Annotated in this window: 19 protein-coding genes; 11 read left to right on the forward strand and 8 right to left on the reverse strand. The window is 34.1% G+C overall.

Annotated features, from left to right (window positions below; translation table 11 throughout):
• Positions 1-32: 32 nt before the first annotated feature.
• Complete coding sequence (locus CL818_RS00780) at positions 33-482, forward strand: DUF4890 domain-containing protein (RefSeq protein WP_272972548.1); 450 nt, start codon at positions 33-35, stop codon at positions 480-482.
• Between the two features lie 69 nt (positions 483-551).
• Here the strand turns inward: CL818_RS00780 and CL818_RS00785 are convergent, their stop codons facing one another.
• The 3 genes from CL818_RS00785 to gldJ form a co-directional block, all read right to left on the reverse strand.
• Positions 552-1,148: an HD domain-containing protein gene (locus CL818_RS00785; RefSeq protein ID WP_272972549.1), complete on the reverse strand. Its 597-nt coding sequence runs from the start codon at positions 1,146-1,148 to the stop codon at positions 552-554.
• A 66-nt stretch (positions 1,149-1,214) separates the two neighbouring features.
• Positions 1,215-2,483: a UDP-N-acetylmuramoyl-tripeptide--D-alanyl-D-alanine ligase gene (locus tag CL818_RS00790; protein ID WP_272972550.1), complete on the reverse strand. Its 1,269-nt coding sequence runs from the start codon at positions 2,481-2,483 to the stop codon at positions 1,215-1,217.
• A gap of 73 nt (positions 2,484-2,556) precedes the next feature.
• Positions 2,557-4,257 carry a gliding motility lipoprotein GldJ gene (gene gldJ / locus CL818_RS00795; RefSeq protein ID WP_013186859.1) on the reverse strand — a complete coding sequence of 567 codons (1,701 nt, stop codon included), beginning with the start codon at positions 4,255-4,257 and terminating at the stop codon, positions 2,557-2,559.
• Between the two features lie 197 nt (positions 4,258-4,454).
• Between gldJ and porU the strand changes: the two genes are divergently transcribed.
• From porU to CL818_RS00840, 9 genes are all read left to right on the forward strand, one after another.
• Positions 4,455-8,294 carry a type IX secretion system sortase PorU gene (porU, locus tag CL818_RS00800; protein ID WP_272972551.1) on the forward strand — a complete coding sequence of 1,280 codons (3,840 nt, stop codon included), beginning with the start codon at positions 4,455-4,457 and terminating at the stop codon, positions 8,292-8,294.
• A gap of 40 nt (positions 8,295-8,334) precedes the next feature.
• Complete coding sequence (porV, locus tag CL818_RS00805; protein ID WP_013186857.1) at positions 8,335-9,507, forward strand: type IX secretion system outer membrane channel protein PorV; 1,173 nt, start codon at positions 8,335-8,337, stop codon at positions 9,505-9,507.
• Between the two features lie 63 nt (positions 9,508-9,570).
• On the forward strand, positions 9,571-10,053 hold the full coding sequence (cdd, locus tag CL818_RS00810; RefSeq protein WP_013186856.1) for a cytidine deaminase: 483 nt from the start codon (positions 9,571-9,573) through the stop codon (positions 10,051-10,053).
• 92 nt (positions 10,054-10,145) lie between these two features.
• On the forward strand, positions 10,146-11,147 hold the full coding sequence (gene pdhA, locus CL818_RS00815; RefSeq protein ID WP_013186855.1) for a pyruvate dehydrogenase (acetyl-transferring) E1 component subunit alpha: 1,002 nt from the start codon (positions 10,146-10,148) through the stop codon (positions 11,145-11,147).
• A gap of 3 nt (positions 11,148-11,150) precedes the next feature.
• Positions 11,151-12,824: a pyruvate dehydrogenase complex dihydrolipoamide acetyltransferase gene (locus CL818_RS00820; protein ID WP_219360414.1), complete on the forward strand. Its 1,674-nt coding sequence runs from the start codon at positions 11,151-11,153 to the stop codon at positions 12,822-12,824.
• Between the two features lie 146 nt (positions 12,825-12,970).
• Positions 12,971-13,654 carry an SDR family NAD(P)-dependent oxidoreductase gene (locus CL818_RS00825; protein ID WP_013186853.1) on the forward strand — a complete coding sequence of 228 codons (684 nt, stop codon included), beginning with the start codon at positions 12,971-12,973 and terminating at the stop codon, positions 13,652-13,654.
• The gene (locus CL818_RS00830; protein ID WP_013186852.1) at positions 13,654-14,253 is read left to right on the forward strand and encodes a SprT-like domain-containing protein; all 600 of its coding nucleotides are present in this window, start codon (positions 13,654-13,656) and stop codon (positions 14,251-14,253) included. The genes CL818_RS00825 and CL818_RS00830 overlap by 1 nt, the downstream gene beginning before the upstream one ends.
• Positions 14,254-14,259: 6 nt before the next feature.
• A complete protein-coding gene (locus CL818_RS00835; protein ID WP_013186851.1) occupies positions 14,260-15,342 on the forward strand; it encodes a mannose-1-phosphate guanylyltransferase in 1,083 nt (360 codons plus the stop codon).
• Entirely contained in the window at positions 15,342-16,802 is a 1,461-nt protein-coding gene (locus CL818_RS00840) for a DUF389 domain-containing protein (RefSeq protein ID WP_013186850.1), read from the forward strand. Before CL818_RS00835 ends, CL818_RS00840 begins: the two co-directional genes overlap by 1 nt.
• 49 nt (positions 16,803-16,851) lie before the next feature.
• Here CL818_RS00840 and CL818_RS00845 read toward each other — a convergent pair whose 3' ends face one another.
• Positions 16,852-17,757, reverse strand: a complete 906-nt coding sequence (locus tag CL818_RS00845; RefSeq protein ID WP_158305529.1) for a T9SS type A sorting domain-containing protein — start codon at positions 17,755-17,757, stop codon at positions 16,852-16,854.
• A gap of 154 nt (positions 17,758-17,911) precedes the next feature.
• On the opposite strand from CL818_RS00845, the gene CL818_RS00850 reads away from it, so the two are divergent.
• Complete coding sequence (locus CL818_RS00850) at positions 17,912-18,847, forward strand: polyprenyl synthetase family protein (protein ID WP_013186848.1); 936 nt, start codon at positions 17,912-17,914, stop codon at positions 18,845-18,847.
• Positions 18,848-18,850: 3 nt separating this feature from the next.
• On the opposite strand, the gene CL818_RS00855 is transcribed toward CL818_RS00850, so the two are convergent.
• From CL818_RS00855 to CL818_RS00870, 4 genes are all read right to left on the reverse strand, one after another.
• Positions 18,851-20,236, reverse strand: a complete 1,386-nt coding sequence (locus CL818_RS00855) for an MptA/MptB family glycosyltransferase (RefSeq protein ID WP_219360415.1) — start codon at positions 20,234-20,236, stop codon at positions 18,851-18,853.
• A gap of 9 nt (positions 20,237-20,245) precedes the next feature.
• On the reverse strand, positions 20,246-21,718 hold the full coding sequence (locus CL818_RS00860; RefSeq protein ID WP_272972552.1) for a cellulose synthase family protein: 1,473 nt from the start codon (positions 21,716-21,718) through the stop codon (positions 20,246-20,248).
• Positions 21,718-22,413, reverse strand: coding sequence for a glycosyltransferase family 2 protein (locus CL818_RS00865; protein WP_272972553.1), 696 nt, complete (start codon positions 22,411-22,413; stop codon positions 21,718-21,720). Before CL818_RS00865 ends, CL818_RS00860 begins: the two co-directional genes overlap by 1 nt.
• A gap of 99 nt (positions 22,414-22,512) precedes the next feature.
• Positions 22,513-23,676, reverse strand: a complete 1,164-nt coding sequence (locus CL818_RS00870) for a beta-ketoacyl synthase N-terminal-like domain-containing protein (RefSeq protein WP_272972554.1) — start codon at positions 23,674-23,676, stop codon at positions 22,513-22,515.
• Positions 23,677-23,737: the final 61 nt, after the last annotated feature.

Here is a 23,737-nt window from a genome sequence, read left to right on the forward strand (position 1 = left end):
AGTCATAGTATTATAACTTAAAATAAAAAATTATGAAAACTAAAATCACAGTAATGCTTGCCATATTATTAATGGGTACAGCAATGGCGCAAGACAGAAAAGACCGTCCTAACAGAAAAGGAGATAGAACAGAAATTTCTGCAGAACAGAAAGCTGAACTTATCACTAAAAAAATGACGTTAGAGTTAGACCTTAACAAGTCACAACAGGATAAAGTAATGGCTTTACACTTAGATAACTTTTCTAAAATGGAAACAAAGAGAAAAGAACTAAAAGCAAATAGAGAAGACGGCAAAAGACTTACAAAAGAAGAACGCCATGATCAAAAGCTTGCAATGCTAGATCATAAGATAGAGATGAAAAATGAAATGAAATCTATCTTAAATGCTGAACAATTTGAAAAGTGGGAAGCAACAAAAAAATCTCCACGAAAGATGAAAGGAAAACGTGGCGGTAAAGATTCTCATAACCGTAGAAGATAATTGAAAAAGAAGTGATAATTGATTTGAATTAGCCAAAAAGCCTCATTTTAAATGGGGCTTTTTTTAGGGCTATGCTTGAGCTAACATAGTCTTTAAACTATCAATATTTTTTGATTTTTGTACAGTAAAATTTCGTTGTGCAAATGGCGTATGAAATTTATGTCCTTCTAAGAATTTAATATTTAAATCTGCCCACTCAACATCTGTAAACTTAATATTATTACAGGTTTCCCATTCAAATCTTAATTTTAAGTTTTTAGTAATAAAATTGGCTTTACCAAGATGTGCCAAATCTGCATCACAAATTATTTGCTGTAATTTACTTACTGGTTGTTGTGGCATCTTTGTGGCTTTTATTGCACTTATCACATTATTAATTCTATGCTCAGGAAAATCTTCATTGGCTAGAAAAGATGCTGCAAACTCACAGCTAAAATGCTCGTGGTTACAAACGTCTTCAATATTTCCTGTATCGTGAAAGTAAGAAGCAATAATTAAGTCTTCTGCTTCAGTATCTTTTAAATTTTCAAAAGAAGATATTAACGCTGTTTGTATTGCTACATCTTCTGTGTGTTGCCAATTGTGAAATGGCAATTCTTTACACTTACTATTATCTATTAAAGATTTGCAGTAAGCTCTTACTTTGGAAATTAACTCTAAATTCATACTCAAACATTAGTAACTAATTAAGACACCTATTTATTGTTTGAATAAGTATAAATTTTGAAGTTTTTAAAGTTTATCCAGGATTTGTTCCAAAGCCATTCCTCGAGATCCTTTTACAAGCAATGTTCCTGTTTTATATTTTGAAAAGTCTTCGTTTTCCATTAGCTCTTTTGTTGAAGTATAATATGCTATACCTGGCGCATCAAAATTTAAATTGCTGAAATTTTCACCTACCAATAAAACACCATCTAAATGTATTGATGCTGCTAACTTAGCAATACTCATATGCTCTTTCTTAGCTGAAGCACCCAACTCAAACATATCGCCTAGAATTGCATATTTAGGAGTGTCGTTTAATGCCTGAAGGTTTTCCAAAGCAACTTTCATACTACTAGGATTCGCGTTATAGGCATCTAATAATATTGTCAATTTATCTTTTTTGATAATTTGAGATCTGTTGTTTGAAGGCACATAATTCTCAATTGCTTCAACTATATGCTTATCTGAAATATTAAAATATCTTCCTATTGCAACGGCAGCCGCAATATTATTTGAATTGTAAACTCCTATAAGGTTACTTTTTATAGTAAGGTTGTCTAAATTCATTTCAACCAAAGGGTTCACATTTTTAAAGGAGACCCAAACATCAGATTGTTTTAATCCAAAAGTAAAGGTTTTCATTCCTTTAGTTAAATCAACTTGCTTTGCATCATTAGAGTTAACAAAGACAATTTTATCGTGGCTTTTTAAGTGTTTATATAATTCACTTTTACCAATAACTACACCTTCTTCACTACCAAATCCTTCTAAGTGAGCTTTGCCAAAATTAGTGATATAACCATAGTCTGGTTGTGCAATATTACAAAGCATCTCTATCTCACCAATATGATTTGCTCCCATCTCGACTATTCCTAACTCTGTGTCTTTAGACATAGAAAGCAATGTTAGCGGCACACCAATATGATTATTTAAATTTCCTACTGTGGCTACTGTTTTATAACCCTTAGTAAGTACTGCATTTATAAGTTCTTTTGTAGTGGTTTTCCCATTACTTCCTGTTAATGATATAATAGGTATTCCTAAGTAGTTTCTATGAAAAGAAGCTAATTCCTGTAGGGTTTGTAAAACATCATCTACCAAGATGTATCTATCATCTTTTTTAAATTGCTCTTCATCTATTACCACATAAGATGCACCTTGGTCAATAGCTAAATCTGCATAAGTATTACCATTAAAGTTATCTCCTTTTAGGGCAAAGAATATATTATCCTTTTTAATCTTTCTGGTATCTGTACTTATACCTGTACTGTTTAAAAAATGGTGATGAAGTGTCATTAAATTTGGAAATTGGGTATAAAAAAAGTCCTAATGTAAACTTAGGACTTTTTTAAATATGTGTTACTAAAAATTAGTTTCTAGCGCGTTTTCCTTGTTTAGATTTAGAACCAACACGTGACATTGCATTTCTAAAACCAATGTAATCTGTTGCCATATCTTGAGGGAAATAACGACGGTTTGCAGGATCTAGCCAATAAGCTCTATCTCTCCAGCTACCACCTTTATAAACACGTACTTGGTCATTAACTAAAGTTGTTCTTTTAGATGACTCATCGTATTCTCTTAATAAAGAACCAGAGCTATCTGCAGATACTTGGTGTGTTGGAGCGTTATACATACGCTTAGTATCAGAAACTTCTTCATCTCCAAAAGTTGTGTAATATCTTGTAGAGCGCTTATCTCCATCTCTAAAGTCACGGTTGTCACTTGTTGAGAATTGAGTTCTTAAGTAAGTTTCTTTTTCATCAACAGGTACGCTAACAATTTCTCCAGGTAAATCTCTAGCTATAATTTTACCGTTGCTTAAAGTATCATAAACAATATCTTCTGTAGTTACTAGCTTAACTGTACCATCCTCATTAATATCGTTTTTAGTATAAACGTTACCACGATAGTAGTTAAAGTCGTTAAACTCATCATCTACAATAGGTCTGTAAACATCTGCTACCCATTCTGCAACATTACCAGCCATATCATAAAGACCGTAATCGTTTGGCTCATAAGTTTTAATTTCTGCAGTGATATCTGCACCATCATCACTCCAACCAGCAATACCACCATAATCACCATCACCTTGCTTAAAGTTTGCTAATTGGTCTCCACGAGATCTGCGGTTTCCAGAACGTGTGTACTGGCCATCCCAAGGATATTTCTTACGTCCTCTATAAACATTATAATCTCTAATTCCAACTAAACCAAGTGCTGCGTATTCCCACTCTGCCTCTGTTGGCAATCTGTATTCTGGTAATAAAAGACCATCTTTACGTTGTACATAAAGATCTGTTGCTTCTCCACCACCAGTACCATCTTTATTGGTACGAGGTGTATTATTTTTTTCTAAACGCTCAGACATCTTACCACCACGAGTAATCTCATCATTTCCACCGTAAGTAGATGTTGGAGAATTTATGTAAGTCTCAGTATCAAAAGTAGAACCTGCGTCTACATTATATTTTGCGCCTCTTTGCGTAAAGCCTTCTTCCTCAAGAATAGACTCGTTAACTCTATTTGTACGCCATTTACTAAATTCAACTGCCTGTATCCAGTTTACACCAACTACTGGGTAAAATGCATATGCTGGGTGGCGTAGGTAGTTATTGGTCATTGTTTCATTATAACCTAAACGGTTTCTCCAAACTAAAGTATCTGGTAATGCACCATTATATATGTTTCTGTAGCTTTCTTCAGTTGGAGGAAATACTTTTTTCAACCAATCTAAATACTCTAAATACATTGCATTGGTCACCTCGGTCTCATCCATATAAAAAGACTGAACGTGTTGTTGGTTAGGAGTGTTATTCCAATCATGCATAACATCATCCTGTACCTGACCCATTGTAAAAGTACCACCTTCAACAAAAACTAATCCTGGACCTGTTTCTTGTTCTTGAAAATCTGTGTTTAATTGAAAACCACCATCTTTTCCGTTAACATTCCAGCCAGTAGCTCTTGAAGAATCTCTATATTCTCGCGAGTTGTTACAACTTACCAAACCAAGACATAATGTAATGGCAGCAAGCACTCTATAGGTTAATTTAATTTTCATACGCATTATTAGGTTTATGAAATTTGGGTTTGCAATATAATAATTAACGCAAACTTTTCAAGATTATTTTACGTTAATTGAAGTACAAACATACATTATATTATTAGAAGAACGAAAATAGGTTAAGATTCGTATAAATACTTAATTTTGTTTTTGTTGTCTTAACAAATACTACTCCATAAAAATTTGCGTTATTGTAGTCCATGAAAATATCTTTATTCTTTACTTTTTTATTATTTACTGTCGTTGTTACCGCACAATCTAAGCAGTTTTCTATTGTTTGGGAAGATGAAAAAGCTGTTGCAACCTCTAGATCTTCATTTACAGTACCAGGTTTTGAAACCAAGAATTTTGAATTTGATGATGTTTTAAAAACAATACATTATAGCACACAATGGAAAGAATCTGGATATATTTCACAAAATTCTGTTTCCTTAAGTAATGTATCTTACCAAACTATTAATAAGACATTACTATCTAACCTAGATACTTCGAAAATACCAACTAACCATAATCCTGAACTTAAAATTTCATACGCAAGAGGCATTGGTTATGCTACATTACGATTAAGCCCAATTATTAAAGACAAAAACACTTACAAGAGACTTACTTCTTTTACGGTTAATTACACCAACAACCCATCACTTCAACGAGCAACTAATAACACACAGTCTCAAGCAGTAACAAATTCTGTATTAGCATCTGGAAATATTTATAAGTTTTATGTTGAAAAGGATGGTGTGCATCAACTTACCCGTAGTTTCCTCCAAGATTTAGGTATGAATGTGAATAACATAGATCCTAGACGTTTAAAGATTTATGGACATGGCGGAAGAGCGTTACCATTATTAGTTTCAGAAAATGAACATTTTGATCCACCACAAGTTAGCATTCAAGTTATTGGCGAAGAAGACGGCAGTTTTGATAATAATGACAGTGTTCTTTTTTACGCCGAAAGTATTAATGGTTTTGTAGAGGAAAACAACAGCAATATTAATCCGTATGCAGAACGTGCTTACTACTATATCACAGCCGATGGTGATTTAGGTAATCGTATTTTTCCTTTTACTCAGCCTACAGGAACACCAGACGTAACTTTTACAACATTTGATGATTACAAGTTCGTTGAAGAAGACAGGTTTTCTCCTGTTTTAGTAGGAAGACGTTGGTTTGGAGATCGTTTTGATGTTGAGAATGACAGAACTTATGAGTTTAACTTCCCCAACATTGTAAATTCTGAGCAAATGCTCGTAAAAGTTTATGCAGCAGCAGCTTCAGAAAGCTCTACCACATTAAATGTAAATATTAATGGTGAAGATGTAGATAATCTCTTTTTTGGAGCCATTGCAGGAACATCCTTAGGAAGTGCTAATCAATTTGTCGGCAATGTAGATGCAACTTCAGATAATGTTTCAGTTAATCTCAATTACAATAATAATGGTAATCCTGCCAGTAGAGGCTACTTAGATTACATAAGTATAGAAGCACGACGAGAACTCATTGCAGACAATATTCAGTTTAAATTTAAAAATCGTGACGCTATATCAGCCTCTGGCATTGGAGAATATATAATTCAGAATTCACAAAACATATCTCAGGTTTGGGATATCACCAATGCACAACAAGTTACAAGTATTGCAAATACTACTAACGCAAATACATTATCTTTTAAAACCACATTAGGTGAAGAGAGAAACTATGTGGCTATTTCACCAACAGACTATTACACACCTTTGAGAGAATCACAATCACAGGTAATTAATCAAAATCTTAAAGGCACAATATTTAACAGCAATACAGCGAATTTTGAAGATGTAGATTATCTAATGCTGGTAGATAATACTTTAATTTCTGAAGCTAATAGGCTTGCTCAATACAGAAGAGATAGAGATGGCCTTAATGTAAAAGTAGTGCAGCTACAAACCATTTATAACGAATTTAGCTCTGGACAACAAGACATTTCTGCAATAAGAAATTTTGTTAAATATGTTTATGACAACGCCTCATCTCCAGCAAGCCGTTTAAAATACGTGTGTTTGTTTGGTGAAGGCTCTGTAGATTATAAAGACAGACTTCAAAATAACAACCTTATCATACCTACCTACCAAAGGCTTCGTAGCTTCTCTTTATTAAGCTCGTTTGCTTCAGATGATTATTTTGGGATGATAGACCCTAACGAAGGTACCTTTCAGAACTTTGACAAACTAGATATTGCTATTGGTAGAATTTTAGCCGACACACCTCAATTAGCAAGAACGTTAGTAGACAAAATTATTGATTACGAAAGCAAAGTATCTTATGGAAGATGGCGAAATAACTTTCTACTAATTTCAGATGATGTAGATGTTGAGTTTGAATATGAAGGTATCGAGGTACAACTAGATGCCTTGGGAGATGAAATAGTACAAAACAAACCTAGCTTAAATGTATATAAAATTCACTCAGATGCATTTCAACAAGAATCAACAGCTGGAGGAAACAGGTATCCAGATGTAAACGAAGCCATTACAAATGCAATAGAAAGAGGTGCCACTGTAACAAATTATTTTGGTCACGGCGGAGAAGATGGCTTAGCTAATGAATTTATTGTTACACAACCAGGAATTAATAATTGGGCAAATACAAACAGGTACACCATGTTTGTTACTGTAACTTGTGAGTTTACAAAATTTGACAACCCTTTAAGGATTGCTGCTGGAGAGTTAACACTACAAAATCCAATTGGCGGTTCTGTAGCTATGATTACTACAACAAGAGAAATTACCGTAGTAAATGGTGTAGATTTTAATGCAATCTTGGCACCATTCCTATTCGACTATGATGGTAATGACGACTCTGTTGCAGAAGCTTTAAGGAAAACTAAGAACGAAATAAACAACAACGGAAAACGTGTTGTGTTTTATTTAGGAGATCCTGCAATGAAACTCTCTAACCCTAAACCAAATGTGAGATTAACACATATTAATGACACTCCTATTTCTCAACCTACAGATACCCTAAAAGCATTAAGCTATGTAAAAATGAGAGGTCAAGTAACTACACCTTCTGGCGGATTGTTAAATAACTACACTGGTAATTTAGAAGTTACCATTTTTGATAAAAGGATACAACGCACAACATTAGGAAATGATAATGTGAGAGATGATGATGGGCAATTACTCCTACTAGATTTCACAACGTTAGGAAATACAATTTTTAGAGGCCAAGCCTCTGTCACTAACGGTGAGTTTGAGTTTGATTTTATAGTTCCACAAGATATAGGTATTCCTGTTGGTAATGGTAGAATTAGTTTTTATGCTGAAAAAGAAGGAGAGCTAGATGACCAATCCGGTTTTAATGAACAGATATTAGTAGGTGGAATAAATGAAAATGCGCCAGAAGATAACGAGCCTCCAATTATAAATCTCTTTATGAATGATGAGAGTTTTGTGTCTGGAGACATAACAAATAGCTCTCCATTTATATTAGCAAAATTAGAGGACCTTAATGGTATAAATACGGCGAGTGGTATTGGCCATGACATTACAGCTGTTTTAGATGGCGAAGAAATAGATCCTATAATCCTTAATGACTACTATGAAGCAGAAGTAGATGACTACTCTAAAGGTGAAGTTGTTTATAGGCTAAGAGGACTAGAAGAAGGTTTACATACATTAACCTTTACAGCTTGGGACACCTACAATAATAAATCTACTGCAGACATACAGTTTATTGTAACTGGTGATGATGAGCTTGCAATTACAAGGGTTTTAAATTACCCAAACCCATTTACAAATTATACAGAATTTTGGTTTAAACATAATCGCCCATTTGAACCTTTAGAAGTACAAGTACAAGTTATGACTGTTTCCGGAAAAGTGGTCTGGACAACTAACCAAATAGTGAATACAGGTGTTTCAGAATTATCCAGAGATATAACTTGGGATGGCAGAGATGATTTTGGTGACCGTATAGGAAAAGGGGTTTATATTTATAAACTTTCGGTTAAATCTACAGTTACAAATAAGAGTTTCAGCAAATTTGAAAAACTGGTCATTCTATAAATACAATTAAAAATCTATATTTGTTAAAATTTTGAACTACATGAAAAAAGCAGCATTTGTTTTATTTGGCACCCTTCTGTTATTCAACATACAAGCTAACGCGCAAAGTGAAAACAACAGAGTTATTACAACAGGTGTTCCTTTCTTATTAATTTCAGGAGACGCAAGAGCATCTGGTATTGGTGATATGGGAGCAGCGTCTTCACCAGACACCTACTCACAGCAATGGAACCCAGCAAAATATGCATTTGCACTTGACCAACAAGGTATTGCAGTTTCATACACACCATACCTAAGAGAGTTGGTTAATGATATAAATATAGGTACGCTAACCTATTACAATAGATTTAGCGAACGTAGTGCTGTTGCAGGATCTTTAAAATATTCGAGTTATGGTGATATTGAGTTAAGAGAAACACCAGACCAACAACCACTATTAGTAAAACCAAATGAGCTTGCCTTAGACCTTGGATACTCTCTTAAATTAAGTGAGCGTTTTTCTATGGGTGTTACAGGTCGCTATATAAGATCAGACTTACAAATACAAAGTACTAACAATGACGCTTCTGCAGCAAATACCTTTGGCGTAGATGTTTCTGCTTATTATCAAAGTGAAGAAATTGCTTATAATAATTTTGATGGACGCTGGAGAGCTGGTGTTAACATAAGTAATATAGGCCCTAAAATTAAATATGATGATGCAGGACAAGAAAGCTTTATTCCTACAAACTTTAGACTAGGTGTAGGGCACGACTTTATTCTAGACTTCGACAATAAGATTTCTGCAATAGTTGAAGTTAACAAGCTATTAGTACCAACGCCACCAGCTGTCGATGAGGATATGGACGGACAGTTATCTGAAGAAGATGAGCAAGCAATAAGAGATTACAATAATACAAGTTCTTTTGGTGCTATTTTCTCTTCTTGGGGAGATGCTCCAGATGGTTTTAGTGAAGAATTAAAAGAATTTACTTGGGCTATTGGTGCAGAATATTGGTACCAAGATAGCTTTGCTTTTAGAGCTGGTTATTTTAATGAAAGTGATGAAAAAGGGTTTAGAAAATTTGCAACAATTGGTGCAGGTTTTAGGTACAGCTTAGCAACTATAGATGTTTCTTATCTATTCTCTACATCTCAAACTCAAAACCCATTAGAAGGCACTTTAAGATTTAGCTTAGCCTTTAATTTTGGAGATACTTGGGATGAATATTAAAATCTCTAATTAAATAGATATACAAAAAGCTCCTTTTGGGAGCTTTTTTTACCTTTATCATATATGAAAGAAGTTAACATTACCGCTACCCTACACGTTTACGATAATTTAGAAGAGTGTCCAGAAGATATTCAAGGACTAATGCATAAAGCTTTTGAAGCTCGAGATAAAGCTTATGCACCCTATTCAAAATTTTTAGTTGGAGCAGCACTCATATTAGAAGATGGTACAATTGTAACTGGGAACAATCAAGAAAATGCAGCTTATCCTTCAGGTTTATGTGCAGAACGCACTGCTATATTTTATGCTGGCTCACAATATCCTGACAAAAAAATAACGAGAATGGCATTATCTGCATCTTCATCAAACCATACGGTAATGACTCCTATTCCACCTTGTGGCGCGTGCAGACAATCTATATCGGAATACGAGATAAAACAAGAAACACCTATAGAAATTTACTTTATGGGACAAACAGGAAAAGTTGTAAAAGTTAGCTCATTATCAGACTTATTACCATTAGCTTTTGATAAGTCTTATTTATAGGCATTCTTTCCTTGTCGTAAATTTTTTAATCACCCTTATTATCTTATTTTTGTTACCCATTTCAAGAATTTTGAAATGCTAACACGATCACTATGAAGAAAATCACAAAAGCTACCTACCTAAAGTGGTATGAAGACATGCTATTTTGGAGAAAGTTTGAAGACAAACTAGCACAAGTATATATACAACAAAAAGTTAGAGGGTTTTTACACCTTTACAACGGTCAAGAAGCTATCCTTGCAGGTACATTGCATGCTATGGATACAGATAAGGATCGTTTAATAACAGCTTACAGAAACCACGTACAACCAATTGGTATGGGTGTAGACCCTAAACGTGTAATGGCAGAATTATATGGTAAAGGCACAGGTACCTCACAAGGTCTTGGTGGGTCTATGCATATTTTCTCTAAAGAACACCGTTTTTATGGTGGTCACGGTATTGTTGGTGGTCAAATTCCTCTAGGTGCAGGTTTAGCATTTGCAGACCAGTATCATGATAGAGACAATGTTACCATCACATATTTTGGAGACGGTGCTGCAAGACAAGGTTCTCTTCATGAAACCTTTAACTTGGCTATGCTATGGAATTTACCTGTAGTATTTTGTGTTGAAAACAATGGATACGCCATGGGAACATCTGTTGCAAGAACAGCAAACCATACAGATATCTGGAAACTTGGTTTAGGATATGAAATGCCTTGCGGACCAGTAGATGCTATGAACCCTGTTAAGGTTGCAGAAGCAATGTCTGAAGCAATTGAGCGTGCAAGAACTGGTGGCGGCCCAACTTTCTTAGAGTTAAAAACGTACAGATATAGAGGACACTCAATGAGTGATGCTCAAAAATATAGAACTAAAGACGAAGTAGCAGAATACCAAAAGATAGATCCTATAACGCAAGTAAAAGAGATTATCTTAGATAAAAAATATGCTACAGAAGATGAAGTTAAAGAAATAGATCAGAGAGTTAAAGATCTTGTTAAGGAATGTGAAGAGTTTGCAGAAAACTCAGACTTCCCAGAAAAGAACGTGATGTATGACGTTGTTTACGAGCAAGAAGACTATCCATTTTTATCACATAAACCAGTTTAAGAGATGGCCGAAGTAATAAATATGCCAAGATTAAGTGACACCATGGAAGAAGGTGTTGTTGCTAAATGGCTAAAGCAAAAAGGAGACAAAGTTGAAGAAGGTGATATTCTTGCTGAAATAGAGACAGATAAAGCTACTATGGAGTTTGAGTCTTTTTATGAAGGCGTATTACTTCATATAGGTGTTGAAGAAGGCGAAACTGCTCCTGTAGACCAACTCTTGGCAATTATCGGTGAAGAAGGTGAAGATATTTCAGACCTACTAAATGGTTCTAGTGCTTTAGATTCTAAAAGCGACAAAGAAGATAAAAAATCTTCTGAAAGCGATAATGAAGAATCAAATGATGAGGAGAAAACTGACGAGAAAGAAGAGTCTTCTTCAGACGATTCAGGCATACCAGAAGGTGTAGAAATAATCACAATGCCTCGCCTTTCTGATACTATGGAAGAAGGTACTGTTGCAACTTGGTTAAAACAAGAAGGCGATACTATTGAAGAAGGTGATATCCTTGCAGAAATAGAAACCGATAAAGCTACGATGGAGTTTGAATCTTTTTACTCTGGTACCCTTTTAAAAATTGGCGTAGCAGAAGGTGAAACTGCAAAAGTAGATAAGTTATTAGCTATCATAGGACCTGAAGGAACAGATGTATCTGGAATTTCTGGAGACAGCCCTAAAGCTTCTAAAGCAGAAACAAAATCTTCTAAAGAAGAGAAAGATGCTAAGGCTGATACCGACAAAGAAGAAACTTCTTCTAAAAGCAGTACAACTTCAGACGGAAAACGAATTTTCGTATCTCCTTTAGCTAAGAAAATGGCAGAAGAAAAAGGAATAGATTTATCTGAAGTAAATGGTAGTGGAGATAATGGCCGTATTGTAAAGAAAGATATAGAGAACTTTAAACCTTCAGCAACATCTAAAAAAGACACTGCTCAAACTAAAGAGTCTCAAACTAATGAGGCACCAACAGTACAACCTTATGTACCTGCTGGTGAGGAGTCTTTTGAGGAAACTAAGAATTCTCAAATGCGTAAGACAATTGCAAAACGCTTAGGCGAATCTAAATTCTCTGCGCCACATTACTACTTAACTGTAGAGATAAATATGGAGCACGCAATGTCTTCTAGATCTCAAATTAATCAAATGCCAGATGTAAAAGTATCTTATAACGATATGGTTATAAAAGCTGCTGCTATGGCGTTACGCAAACATCCACAAGTTAATTCTCAATGGGATGGCGACAAAACAAAAGTAGCTAACCACATACATATGGGCGTTGCTGTTGCTGTAGATGAAGGCCTATTGGTGCCTGTACTTAAATTTGCAGACCAAATGTCTCTAACCCAAATTGGTGGTAATGTAAAATCTTTAGCTGGTAAAGCTAGAAACAAGAAAATTACTCCAGATGAGATGTCTGGTAGCACTTTTACAGTGTCTAACTTAGGAATGTTTGGTATTACAGAATTTACTAGTATTATTAATCAGCCTAATTCTTCTATTCTATCTATAGGTGCAATCGTTGAAAAGCCTGTAGTTAAGAACGGTGAGATTGTTGTTGGACATACTATGAAAGTTACTATGGCAAATGATCATAGAACTGTGGATGGTGCAACAGGAGCACAATTCTTACAAACCTTTAAAACTTATATGGAGAACCCAGTTACAATGCTGGCCTAACTCTTTTGGGTAAATAAAAAAAGGTCTGTAATTTTTACGGACCTTTTTTTATGCTCTTAACTCATATAATATTACAATCTGATATTAATAATTACAACATCAGGTTTTTAATTCTAGAATGTTTATTTTTTGTAAAATTATCATACATGAAACACATAATAATTACTGGCGCAAGTAAAGGTATTGGCTTAGAGTTGGCAAAACTATTTTCCATACAAAATCACAAGGTTATTGCGCTATCTAGAAACACATCTCACCTTAAGTCTTTATCCCTAGATAATGTTACTTGTTTAGATCTTGATATTACAAAAGAAGAGCAAAACAACATTCTTAACAATGCTATAAAAAATGTGTTTAATAATCGTGTAGACATATTAATAAACAATGCAGGCCTGTTAGCAAATTCATCTTTCAACACTACTTCTTTAGATACCTTTAAAAGTGTTTACAATACTAATGTTTATGGAGTTGTAAATATGACCCAACAAGCACTACCTTATATGAACAACAAAAGCCATGTTGTTAATATAAGTAGTATGGGCGGCATACAAGGAAGTATGAAATTTGCAGGATTATCTGCCTATAGTTCTAGCAAGGGTGCACTCATTACATTAACAGAGCTTTTAGCAGAAGAGTATAAGGAAACAGGACCGTCGTTTAATGTATTGGCTTTAGGTGCTGTACAAACCGAAATGTTAGAGCAAGCTTTTCCTGGTTTTCAAGCTCCAGTAACTGCAGAAGAAATGGCAGAATATATTGCTAATTTTGCTTTAACTGGACAACAGTTTTATAATGGAAAAATATTACAGGTTTCAAGCACCACACCTTAATGGCTAATGTTTTAACTAAATATTTACCACCAATGGCTGTAGAGCCAGCGTTTAATCTTATAAAGACTTATGGCGTACACCTTAAAATTGTAAACGAACGTAAGACGCGCCACGGCGATTATAGGAAAATGCCAGATGGCACCTTACAGATTACTGTTAATGCCAACTTAAACCCATATCGGTTTTTAATTACTTTAATACATGAAATTGCTCATTTAAAAGCATTTCAGGAATTTGGATTTCAAATAAAGCCACACGGCAAAGAGTGGAAACGTACATTTACTTTGTTAATGTTACCATTTATTAATCCTAATATTTTTCCTCAAGAGCTGCTACCCTATCTCGCAAGACATTTTAAAAACCCCAAAGCAAGTAGTGATACAGATACGCAACTAGCTATTAAACTGAAGTCTTACGATCCTCCAACTGATAAAAATTATATATTTGAAATACCTACCGGAAGTATATTCAAAATTTACAATGGTAAAGTTTTCAAAAAAGGATTACAGCGTGTAAAACGCTATGAATGTGTTGAAATAGCAACAGGAAAAGTATACCTGTTTCAACCTAATGCAGAAGTTGAATTTATTAAAAACTAACTATTAATGGAAAATAAAAATTACTATGCTGTGCTAATGGCTGGTGGTATTGGATCAAGATTTTGGCCTGTAAGCACTACTAGTTTCCCAAAGCAATTTCATGATATGCTAGGCACTGGCTCTTCATTAATACAAAAAACCTTTGCAAGGCTTTCTAAAACTGTACCAGAAGAGAATATTTTTATACTCACCAACTCAAAATATGAAGACCTGGTAAAAGAGCAGTTACCTAATGTAACAGATAGACAAATAGTCCTAGAGCCTGTAATGAGAAATACGGCACCTTGTATATTATTAGCAGCTTTAAAAATTCAGAAAGAAAATCCTGATGCATTAATGCTCGTAGCTCCTAGTGATCATTGGATAGAAGATGAAAATGCTTTTAACGATAATATTCGTACGGCTTTTGATGCTTGCCAAAGACAACCTATTCTTATGACTCTTGGTATTGAGCCAACTTTTGCAAATACGGGTTATGGTTATATAAATTATATAGAAGACACTTCTACACCAATAAAGAAAGTTAAGCATTTTACCGAAAAACCTAATAAAGAGCTTGCAAAACAATTTTTAGCTGACGGCAATTACTTATGGAATGCCGGAATTTTTATTTGGAGTGCTAATACTATTGTCGAAGCTTTTGAAAAACAAATGCCAGATATGCATCATCTGTTTTTTAGAGGAATTGATGCTTTAAATACAGAACGTGAAACAAAATTCCTATCAAGAACATATCCTAAAGCAGATAACATTTCTATAGATTTTGGTATAATGGAAAATGCTGCTGATGTAAGAGTACTACCCGCTACTTTTGACTGGAATGACCTTGGTACTTGGGGATCTTTATATGAAAAGCTTACCAAAGATTTTCAGAATAATGCAATTGTAAATGCTGAAACATTTGCACCCAACAGCCAAGGAAATATGATACACACACAGTCTAACAAAGCTGTGGTAATAGATGGTTTAGAAGATTATATCATTGTAGATAGAGATGATGTTTTAATGATTGTTCCAAAGGAGAAAGAACAAGACATAAAATCTATTAGTAAATCTGTACAGCAAAAATTAGGTAAAAACTTAAATTAATGGCAAACGAACCTAATATAGGTAGCAATCCTCCTTTAGATGAGGAAAACAAAGACTTACGTAAAGAAGCACAAGGTCTTTGGCAACAAATTAAAATTTTTGTTTCAGAGCTTCTGAATATAAAAAATGATACCGATCGGGATTCGACTATTGAAGCCGTTAAGAAAGACATACCTTTTAAAGGGCATAACGCTTGGATTCTTATCTTTTCAATATTTGTAGCTTCTATCGGGCTTAACGTTAGCAGTACTGCTGTTGTTATAGGAGCAATGCTTATTTCTCCATTAATGGGACCAATTGTAGGTATTGGGTTGTCTGTTGCTATTAATGATATTGACACCTTAAGACGATCTTTAGTAAACTTAGGTGTTATGATTTTCCTAAGTGTTATTACTGCATTTATCTATTTTAAAATATCGCCTATAACCGAGGCTACTCCAGAATTATTGGCTCGAACTTACCCAACAATATTAGACGTACTTGTTGCCTTATTTGGTGGTTTGGCTCTTATTGTAGCTAAAACTAAAAAAGGAACCATTGCAAGTGTAATATTTGGTGTTGCTATTGCTACTGCTTTAATGCCACCATTATGTACTGTAGGTTATGGCTTAGCTATTGGTAATTGGAGCTATGCTAGTGGTGCTATGTATTTATTTTCTATAAATGCAGTATTTATAGCATTATCTACATTTTTAGTATCTAAGTTACTTGGTTTTCCATTAGTAAAGTATGCCAACCAAAAACGCCGTAAGCGTATAGCTTTTATTGCTTCACTAATTGCAATTATAGTTATGGTACCAAGTGTCTACTTATTTATAAACTTGCTTAGAATACAAGTCTTTGAAACTAAAACAAACGATTTTGTAACCAATGTTATTAAGTATGAAGGTACAGAAGTTGTAAAATCTACTCAAGATTTTAAATCAAAGGATATTAATGTGTACTTAATAGGACAACCAGTTCCTAGCAGTAAAATAAATAGTTGGATTGCTGAACTTAAGAAAGATGAAGCTCTTAAAGATGCTAATCTTAAAATTCATCAAGGATCAGATCAAAGTAGTGATTTGGCAGAACAACTGAGCTCTTCTGTAAAAGCTGGAATATTAGAAGATCTTTATCTTAAAAATCAAGAAGCACTTCAAAGTAAAGATGCACGTATCCTATTGTTAGAAGATCAACTTTCTAAACTAAAAGGTGCAGGAATCCCTTTTGAAGGTCTAAGTAGAGAAACAAAAATTAACTACCCTAACATTCAGCGGTTTTCATTTTCAAATGAATTGGTTAGTACATTTTCTGCTACAGACTCTATTAATACAACTCTAGATACCATTCCTACCTTTTCTGTAAAGTGGGTAGATAGTATTCCGCAACAAACTATAATAAAAGACCAAAAAAGACTTAGGGCTTGGCTCTATGAAAAATTTGATATGGATACCATAGCCATTAATCGAATTCAATAAAAAAAGCGATCCTATTAGGATCGCTTTTTAAATTTTAAGTCTAATAAAATTACTTCTTAATTAGCTTGAAAGATTTGTTTTGACCATTTACAGTTACTTTAGCTAAGTAAATTCCAGAAGAAAGATCTGCAAGACTTACTTGTGCTTCTTGAGAAGCTAGCTTCACAGTTTTTACTTGTTTACCTAATACATTATATAGTTCTACAGATTCTAACACTTCATTAGAAGACATATACAGAGTATTATTTGAGTCTACAAACTGCGTGAAATTTAATGCTGCAAATTCTTCAACAGCAAGTGGATTTTCTGCGTAAGTTAAATTATCAAAGTATGCTCCACTTTCAAAATTATCAAATAAGAAAACAGCAGACTCTACATTAGTTGCTCCAAATGCTTCTCCTGTATAAATAAGAGAATCATCTATGTAATATAGAATTTCATTATCAGCAAACCTATGCTCTATTTTAAATTCGAAAAATGCATTTCTAACAAATGTACCTGCAGGAATAAATGCTAAAGTTTCAGTACCAGTACCATCATCGTCTAATACAGAAACATTGCCTTGAAAATCAAAATTTACACGAGCTGTAACCAATTCTTGAGATGGAGATTGGGTGATAATCTGAACATCTGAATTTTCACCACCAGTTGGAGCAGCTTCAATAAATGCATCAACGGTAAATACTACTACATCTGCAGAAGATGTAATTGTTGGCCCTAATGCAACTAAGTTAGATTGACCATTAGTTGGAATTAATTGCAATGATTGTGTTCCATCTGTAGCTTGGTCTGTTGAGATTGAAAAATTTGCATCGGCACCGGTTGTATTAGCCCAACCATTTTGACCATTTAGAGCCCCAACTGTGAATCCTTCTCCTGTTTCAAAAGAGGTTTCAATTTGCGCATTTGAATAGAAAGCAACCAGTAAAGCTGCTAACAAAGTAATTTTTTTCATAATAAATAGTTTAAAGTTTAGTATTTCATCTATAAATGTAAACATTTCATCGGATTTTGTTTACTTTATTTAAATATAAATTATTCAATTTGGCTTATGTATCTTTGTAATAGTGAAAGTAATATCTAAAATAAAGCAGCCCATTGAACAGGAAATGGAAGACTTTGAAAAGCGTTTTCGCCAATCCATGTCTTCTCAAGTGGCACTCCTAAATCGCATAACCCATTATGTGGTTAATAGAAAAGGAAAGCAAATGCGCCCAATGTTTGTGTTTCTTGTGGCTAAAATGGTAAGTGAAGGTTCTGTAAACGATCGTACTTACCGTGGCGCGGCTGTTATTGAGCTTATACATACGGCCACATTGGTACATGATGATATTGTAGACGACTCTAATAGGCGTCGTGGCTTTTTCTCTATTAATGCGCTTTGGAAAAACAAAATTGCAGTTCTTGTAGGAGATTATCTGCTATCTAAAGGTTTATTATTATCTATTGACAACAATGATTTTGATTTACTTAAAATTATTTCGGTTGCAGTAAGAGAAATGAGTGAAGGTGAACTTTTACAAATTGAAAAAGCGCGCCGTTTAGACATAACTGAAGATGTATACTACGACATAATCAAGAAGAAAACGGCCACTTTAATTGCCGCTTGTTGTAGTTTGGGCGCTGCATCTGTTAACCCAAATTCTGACGATGTTACGCTTATGCGTTTATTTGGTGAGAAGATAGGTATGGCTTTTCAAATTAAAGACGATTTGTTTGATTATGGAAATACTGCTATTGGTAAACCTACCGGAATTGATATAAAAGAACAGAAAATGACACTGCCACTTATTTACACACTTAATACTGTAAGTAAAGAAGACAAACGTTGGTTAATTAACTCCGTTAAAAACCATAACAAGGACAAGGCTCGTGTAAATAAGGTTATTGAATTTGTAAAAGAAAATGGAGGCTTAGAGTATGCAGTTATGCAAATGAAACAGTTTCAAAAAGAAGCTTTAGCACTATTAGAAAAATTTCCGCCTTCACCTTATAAAGAAAGTTTAGAACTTATGGTAAATTACGTGATAGAGCGTAAAAAATAAAGCTTAGGTTAATAAAGGCCTCTTGTGTTTTACTATCCAAATTTCATAAACTGCCATTCCTATAACAACCAAATACTCAACAGCTACCAGCCACAAGTTTTCGTTAAATTCTTCGCCATATGCACTATAGCTTAGCATAACTAACAGAGACCAAACTATTGCAAACCTATACCTTGTAAATACAGACAGCAACAACGGCGTTGCCACATACCAAGGATGCACTGTTGTAGAAAGTAAAAAGTAAACACTTACAGCAAATAACATAGCAACCAGTAATTGGGTTGTGGTTTCTATACGCTTAAATGTAGCAATAGCAAGAATGGTTAAAACAACTACTATTGGTAATATTTTTCCAACTGTACCAATAATATTCCAACCTATAGTTTGGAAGCCAATCCATCTTATTATGTAATATACACTAGCATTAAATTCGAAATTTTGAAACCAAAGTCCAATAGTATTTAGAAAATTAGTGATGAATTCTATTGATAAAAACGGAAGAAAAGTAACGAGTGTGGTTAGTATTACTATACCGTAAAAACATACTAACGTTTTAATGTTTATTGAAGCTATTCGATGTAGAAACGAAGCCTCTTTAAGGTCTTTAGTATTAAAATAAGTTAATAATAAAGGCAACAAAAGTAACGGCAATAATTTAACTGAAATAGACACGCCTATTAACACAGCAGCCCAAGCCCAATGTTTGTTATGCAATAAATATAAGGCCCACATAAAAAAGAAGAGCATAACACTCTCAAAATGTAAATTCCCAGAAAACTCAATGATGACAAATGGATTTAATATAAACCAAAAAATAAAATGCCTTGGTAATTTAAGTGATTTTAATAGCTTACTCCCAAAATACAGAATACCTAAGTCTGCCAATATAATAGTAAGGCGAAGTATAACAGCTCCGCCAAGTATCGAGTTTGGTGATAACCAACCAGATATAAGAAAAAACAGTTGATTTATTGGTGGATAATTTGTGTAGTGTCCTGCATTTAAAGCGCCCATACCTTTATATAAAGCATCAGACTGTGCTACTGGCTGTAAACCTTGATCTATAAAAGATTGTACAGTTTGCAAATAGGGATTTATACCTTGAGCTAGCAACCTGGCATCCCATAAAAATCTGTAAAAATCTTGTGATAAACCTGGCAACGTACCAATAAACACCAGTCTTGCTGTAAAAGCAACACCAACTAAAAACCAGAAATAAACACGAGCTCTTTTATATAGAGCGTAGGATAAAAAGAAAAGACCTACAATTAAGGATATTAATTTAGGAAAATCTGCTCTATTTAAATCATATGCAAAAGTGGCATACATTGCCAAGAGACTTAAGGTTAAAAACCCAGTAAGTATGTGGTGCTTCACAAAAGCATTCATAATTAGAATTTAGCCTTTTGCAAATAACGATTTTAGACCGACAAACCCAAATCCTGCAAAAAGCATAAGGTGAAAAATAATAAGACCAAAATCTCCTGTGGTAAATGCACTATAAATAGCATATCCAAAATACAGCATTAAAACCAACTCGATTATGGTGTTTCCAGATACATTTTGACTCAAATATTTATTGCCTTTCCAAGAGTCCTTAATACTATTAATATTAAACTTTGGGGTTCTTACAAACTCAGATTTCTTTCCTAAGTGACCTTCTATCACCGCAACCGAATTATGTACAGAAAAACCCATTGCAACTGAAAAGAAAGTAAAGAACATGGCAATGAAGCTTATAAAATTTTTAAATCCGCCACCATGAATTTTTTTGTAAGTAAGCCAATAGCTTATAAAAAAGATAAGTGTACTTAATCCAAAAAAAGCAATAACATTAAAATACCAGCTAAAGTCTGGATTGTTGTTTTTTATAAATAGTACAGGTACACTTAATATAGCCACCAACAATACTAGTAAAAACATGCTACTGTTAAGTAAATGAAAAAAGCTATGAAATTTAGTTTTTGCAGAGACTGTTTTGTCTGTAAACAAACGCCAATACAGTTTCTGAAAGTTTTCTGCAGCGCCTTTGTTCCATCTAAATTGTTGAGATCTTGCTGCACTTATAACAACCGGTAATTCAGCTGGAGTCTCAACATCTTCTAAATACTTAAACTTCCAATCTTTTAGCTGTGCACGATAGCTTAAATCTAAATCTTCAGTTAAGGTATCGCCTTGCCAGTCACCAGCATCTAAAATGCAGGATTTTCTCCAAACGCCTGCTGTACCATTAAAGTTTATAAAATGGTTCCCAAAATTTCGTCCTACTTGTTCTAATATAAAATGAAAATCGAGTGCAAATGCCTGCACCTTTGTAAGCATAGAATAGTTTCTATTAATATGTCCCCAACGGGTTTGCACCACACCAATTTGTTCATCTTTAAAGTAGGGAATGGTTTTTAGTAACCAGTTTGGTTTTGGCAAAAAATCTGCATCAAAAATGGCTATAAATTCACCTTTTGCAATTTTTAAACCTTCTTTTAAAGCACCTGCTTTAAACCCTTTTCTATTTACTCTGGTTATGTGAATAATGTCAAGACCGTTAGCTCTTAATTCTTCAATTTGGTCTTTGGTTTGCAAAACAGATTCATCTGTTGAGTCATCTAAAACTTGTATTTCTAATCTATCTTTAGGATACTCTATAGTTGCAATATTATTCAACAAACGTTCAACAACGTATTTTTCATTATACAAGGGAAGTTGTATCGTAACATAAGGAACCTCGTGTGGATTGTTTAAGTTGAAGGTTTCACAATCCTGTTTACTCTTTTTTGCTTTTAAGTAATTAAAATAAAGATTGAGCTGCGCCAAACTGTAGAAGAATATTAACAGTAAAGCTAATGTGTAGATAATAATGATAAACAAGTCCATTACTTGAAACTGTATTTAAAGATCCAACCTAAAATTTTAACGCCAGCAAATATAGCACCTTTTAAAGTGCCTGATATTTTAGAGACACCTATTCTGTTTCTATACGGCACTTTAACTTCTGTATATGCCAATCTTTGCTTTAATGCCTTTAGTTGCATCTCAACTGTCCAGCCATAAGTTTTGTCTTCCATCTCAAGACCCAGTAATGTGTCATATTTTATGGCTCTAAAAGGACCAAGGTCTGTAAATCTACTTTTAAAAAAGAGTTTCATTAAACGAGTTGCTAGCCAGTTACCAAAGATTTGGGGTGTAGTCATACTACCATCTTCTCTAAGCTCTTTTGACCTAGCACCAATAACTAAATCGACATCGCACTTAATAATTGGCCTTACTATGGCATCTAAATACTCTGGGTAATCACTATAATCGCCATCTAGAAAAACTATAATATCTGGCTTTACCAAACTTTCTTTTATATAAGCCAAGCCTTTTAAACAGGCATAGCCATAACCTCTTTGGTTTTCCTCTAAAACTGTAGCTCCAGCACTTTCTGCAATGGCAATAGTTTTATCTGTTGAGTTGTTACTAACCACAATAACCTCATTAACATGTTTGGGAATATCTGCAATAACACGACCAATTGAATTGGCTTCATTAAATGCTGGAATGATGACTTTTATATGGGGTTCTTTCAAAACGTTTGTTAAGTTGAAAATGTGGGTTACCTAAAAATTAGAGGTTAGTTTTTATAATCTTGGTGTTAGACGAGTTTCTCTCTAAATGCTAACATAGCTTTAAAGTGAAACCAAAATTGAAACAGAATTTCCGCCAAAACCTACAGCATTTACAAGTATGTTCTTAATTCTTTTAGGTTGAATTTGATTTTCAATAAAAGGAACTCCTATAAATTTTTGATGCTTTAGCATAAGAAGCGCCATTTCTAAACTTAATATTCCTGAAGCTCCAAATGTATGACCTAGTTGCCATTTATTTGAAGTTACAGCTGGCATATGTTCTCCAAAGACATCTTTAATAGCATTTATTTCAGCTTGATCGCCTTTAACAGTTCCTGGCGCATGGCATACCACAACATCTATATCTTTCGGGTTTATTTGCTTTATTGCCATACGCATTGAAGCCTGCATACAAGCCGCATCTTTAGAAATTGAAGCACTATGTTTTAATGTCTCTGTTCCAAAACCAATCCCTTTAATCTCACCAACATTTTGTTCAGATTGTATTTTAGATAAAGTTATTAAACCAGAACCTTCACCTAAAATCATAGAATTTCGCGTTTTATTTAAGTTAAGTGCTTGGTTTGGATAGTTAGGGTTTTTTACCTGACCAACCTCAGCATAAATTTTCATAGCTCGCATTTGCGCTATGGTAAAAGGAGTTAATGGTGCTTCACTACCACCAACTATAAACTCTTCGGCCATTTGTGCTTGCAACCAAGCTACACCATTTAATATCGCATGAAATGCTGTAGAACATGTTATACTATGAGAAAACCTAGGGCCTTTACTTTGTAAATCTTGAGCTAGCCAACTGGATATATTCCCTAAAGTAGTAGTAGGTGAGCTTAATGTAGAGGTTTGTCCAGATTTTATGTATTGCTCATAATAATTTTCAAACAACGTAGTGGCACCTCTAGATGACCCTACGTTTATTCCAAAATCTGTTGTGTTAAGCGGTGCTTTTAAAATTAAATCTCTTCCACATAGCATTGCGTACAACACAGAGTTATCTAACTCTGCATATAATTTATCAGATTGTTTTAATTGCTCAACACGTTCTTTATCTGTGTTAGAAAGCTCTCCAACAAATGTTGGAATATCATCTATTTCCTTAGATTTTAAAAAAGAGCGTTGAGACAAATAATTAGTCCAAATATCATCAGGATGGCTTCCCAAAGCAGAAACTGTAGATATGCCTTTTATATATATTGGGTGTTGCAAAGCGTAGATTTGATACTGCAAATATCGTGAATAGTAGCCGAGTTTATTGGCCTTAACTTAA

The organism is Croceibacter sp., assembly GCF_002716225.1.
Lineage (GTDB): Bacteria > Bacteroidota > Bacteroidia > Flavobacteriales > Flavobacteriaceae > Croceibacter > Croceibacter atlanticus.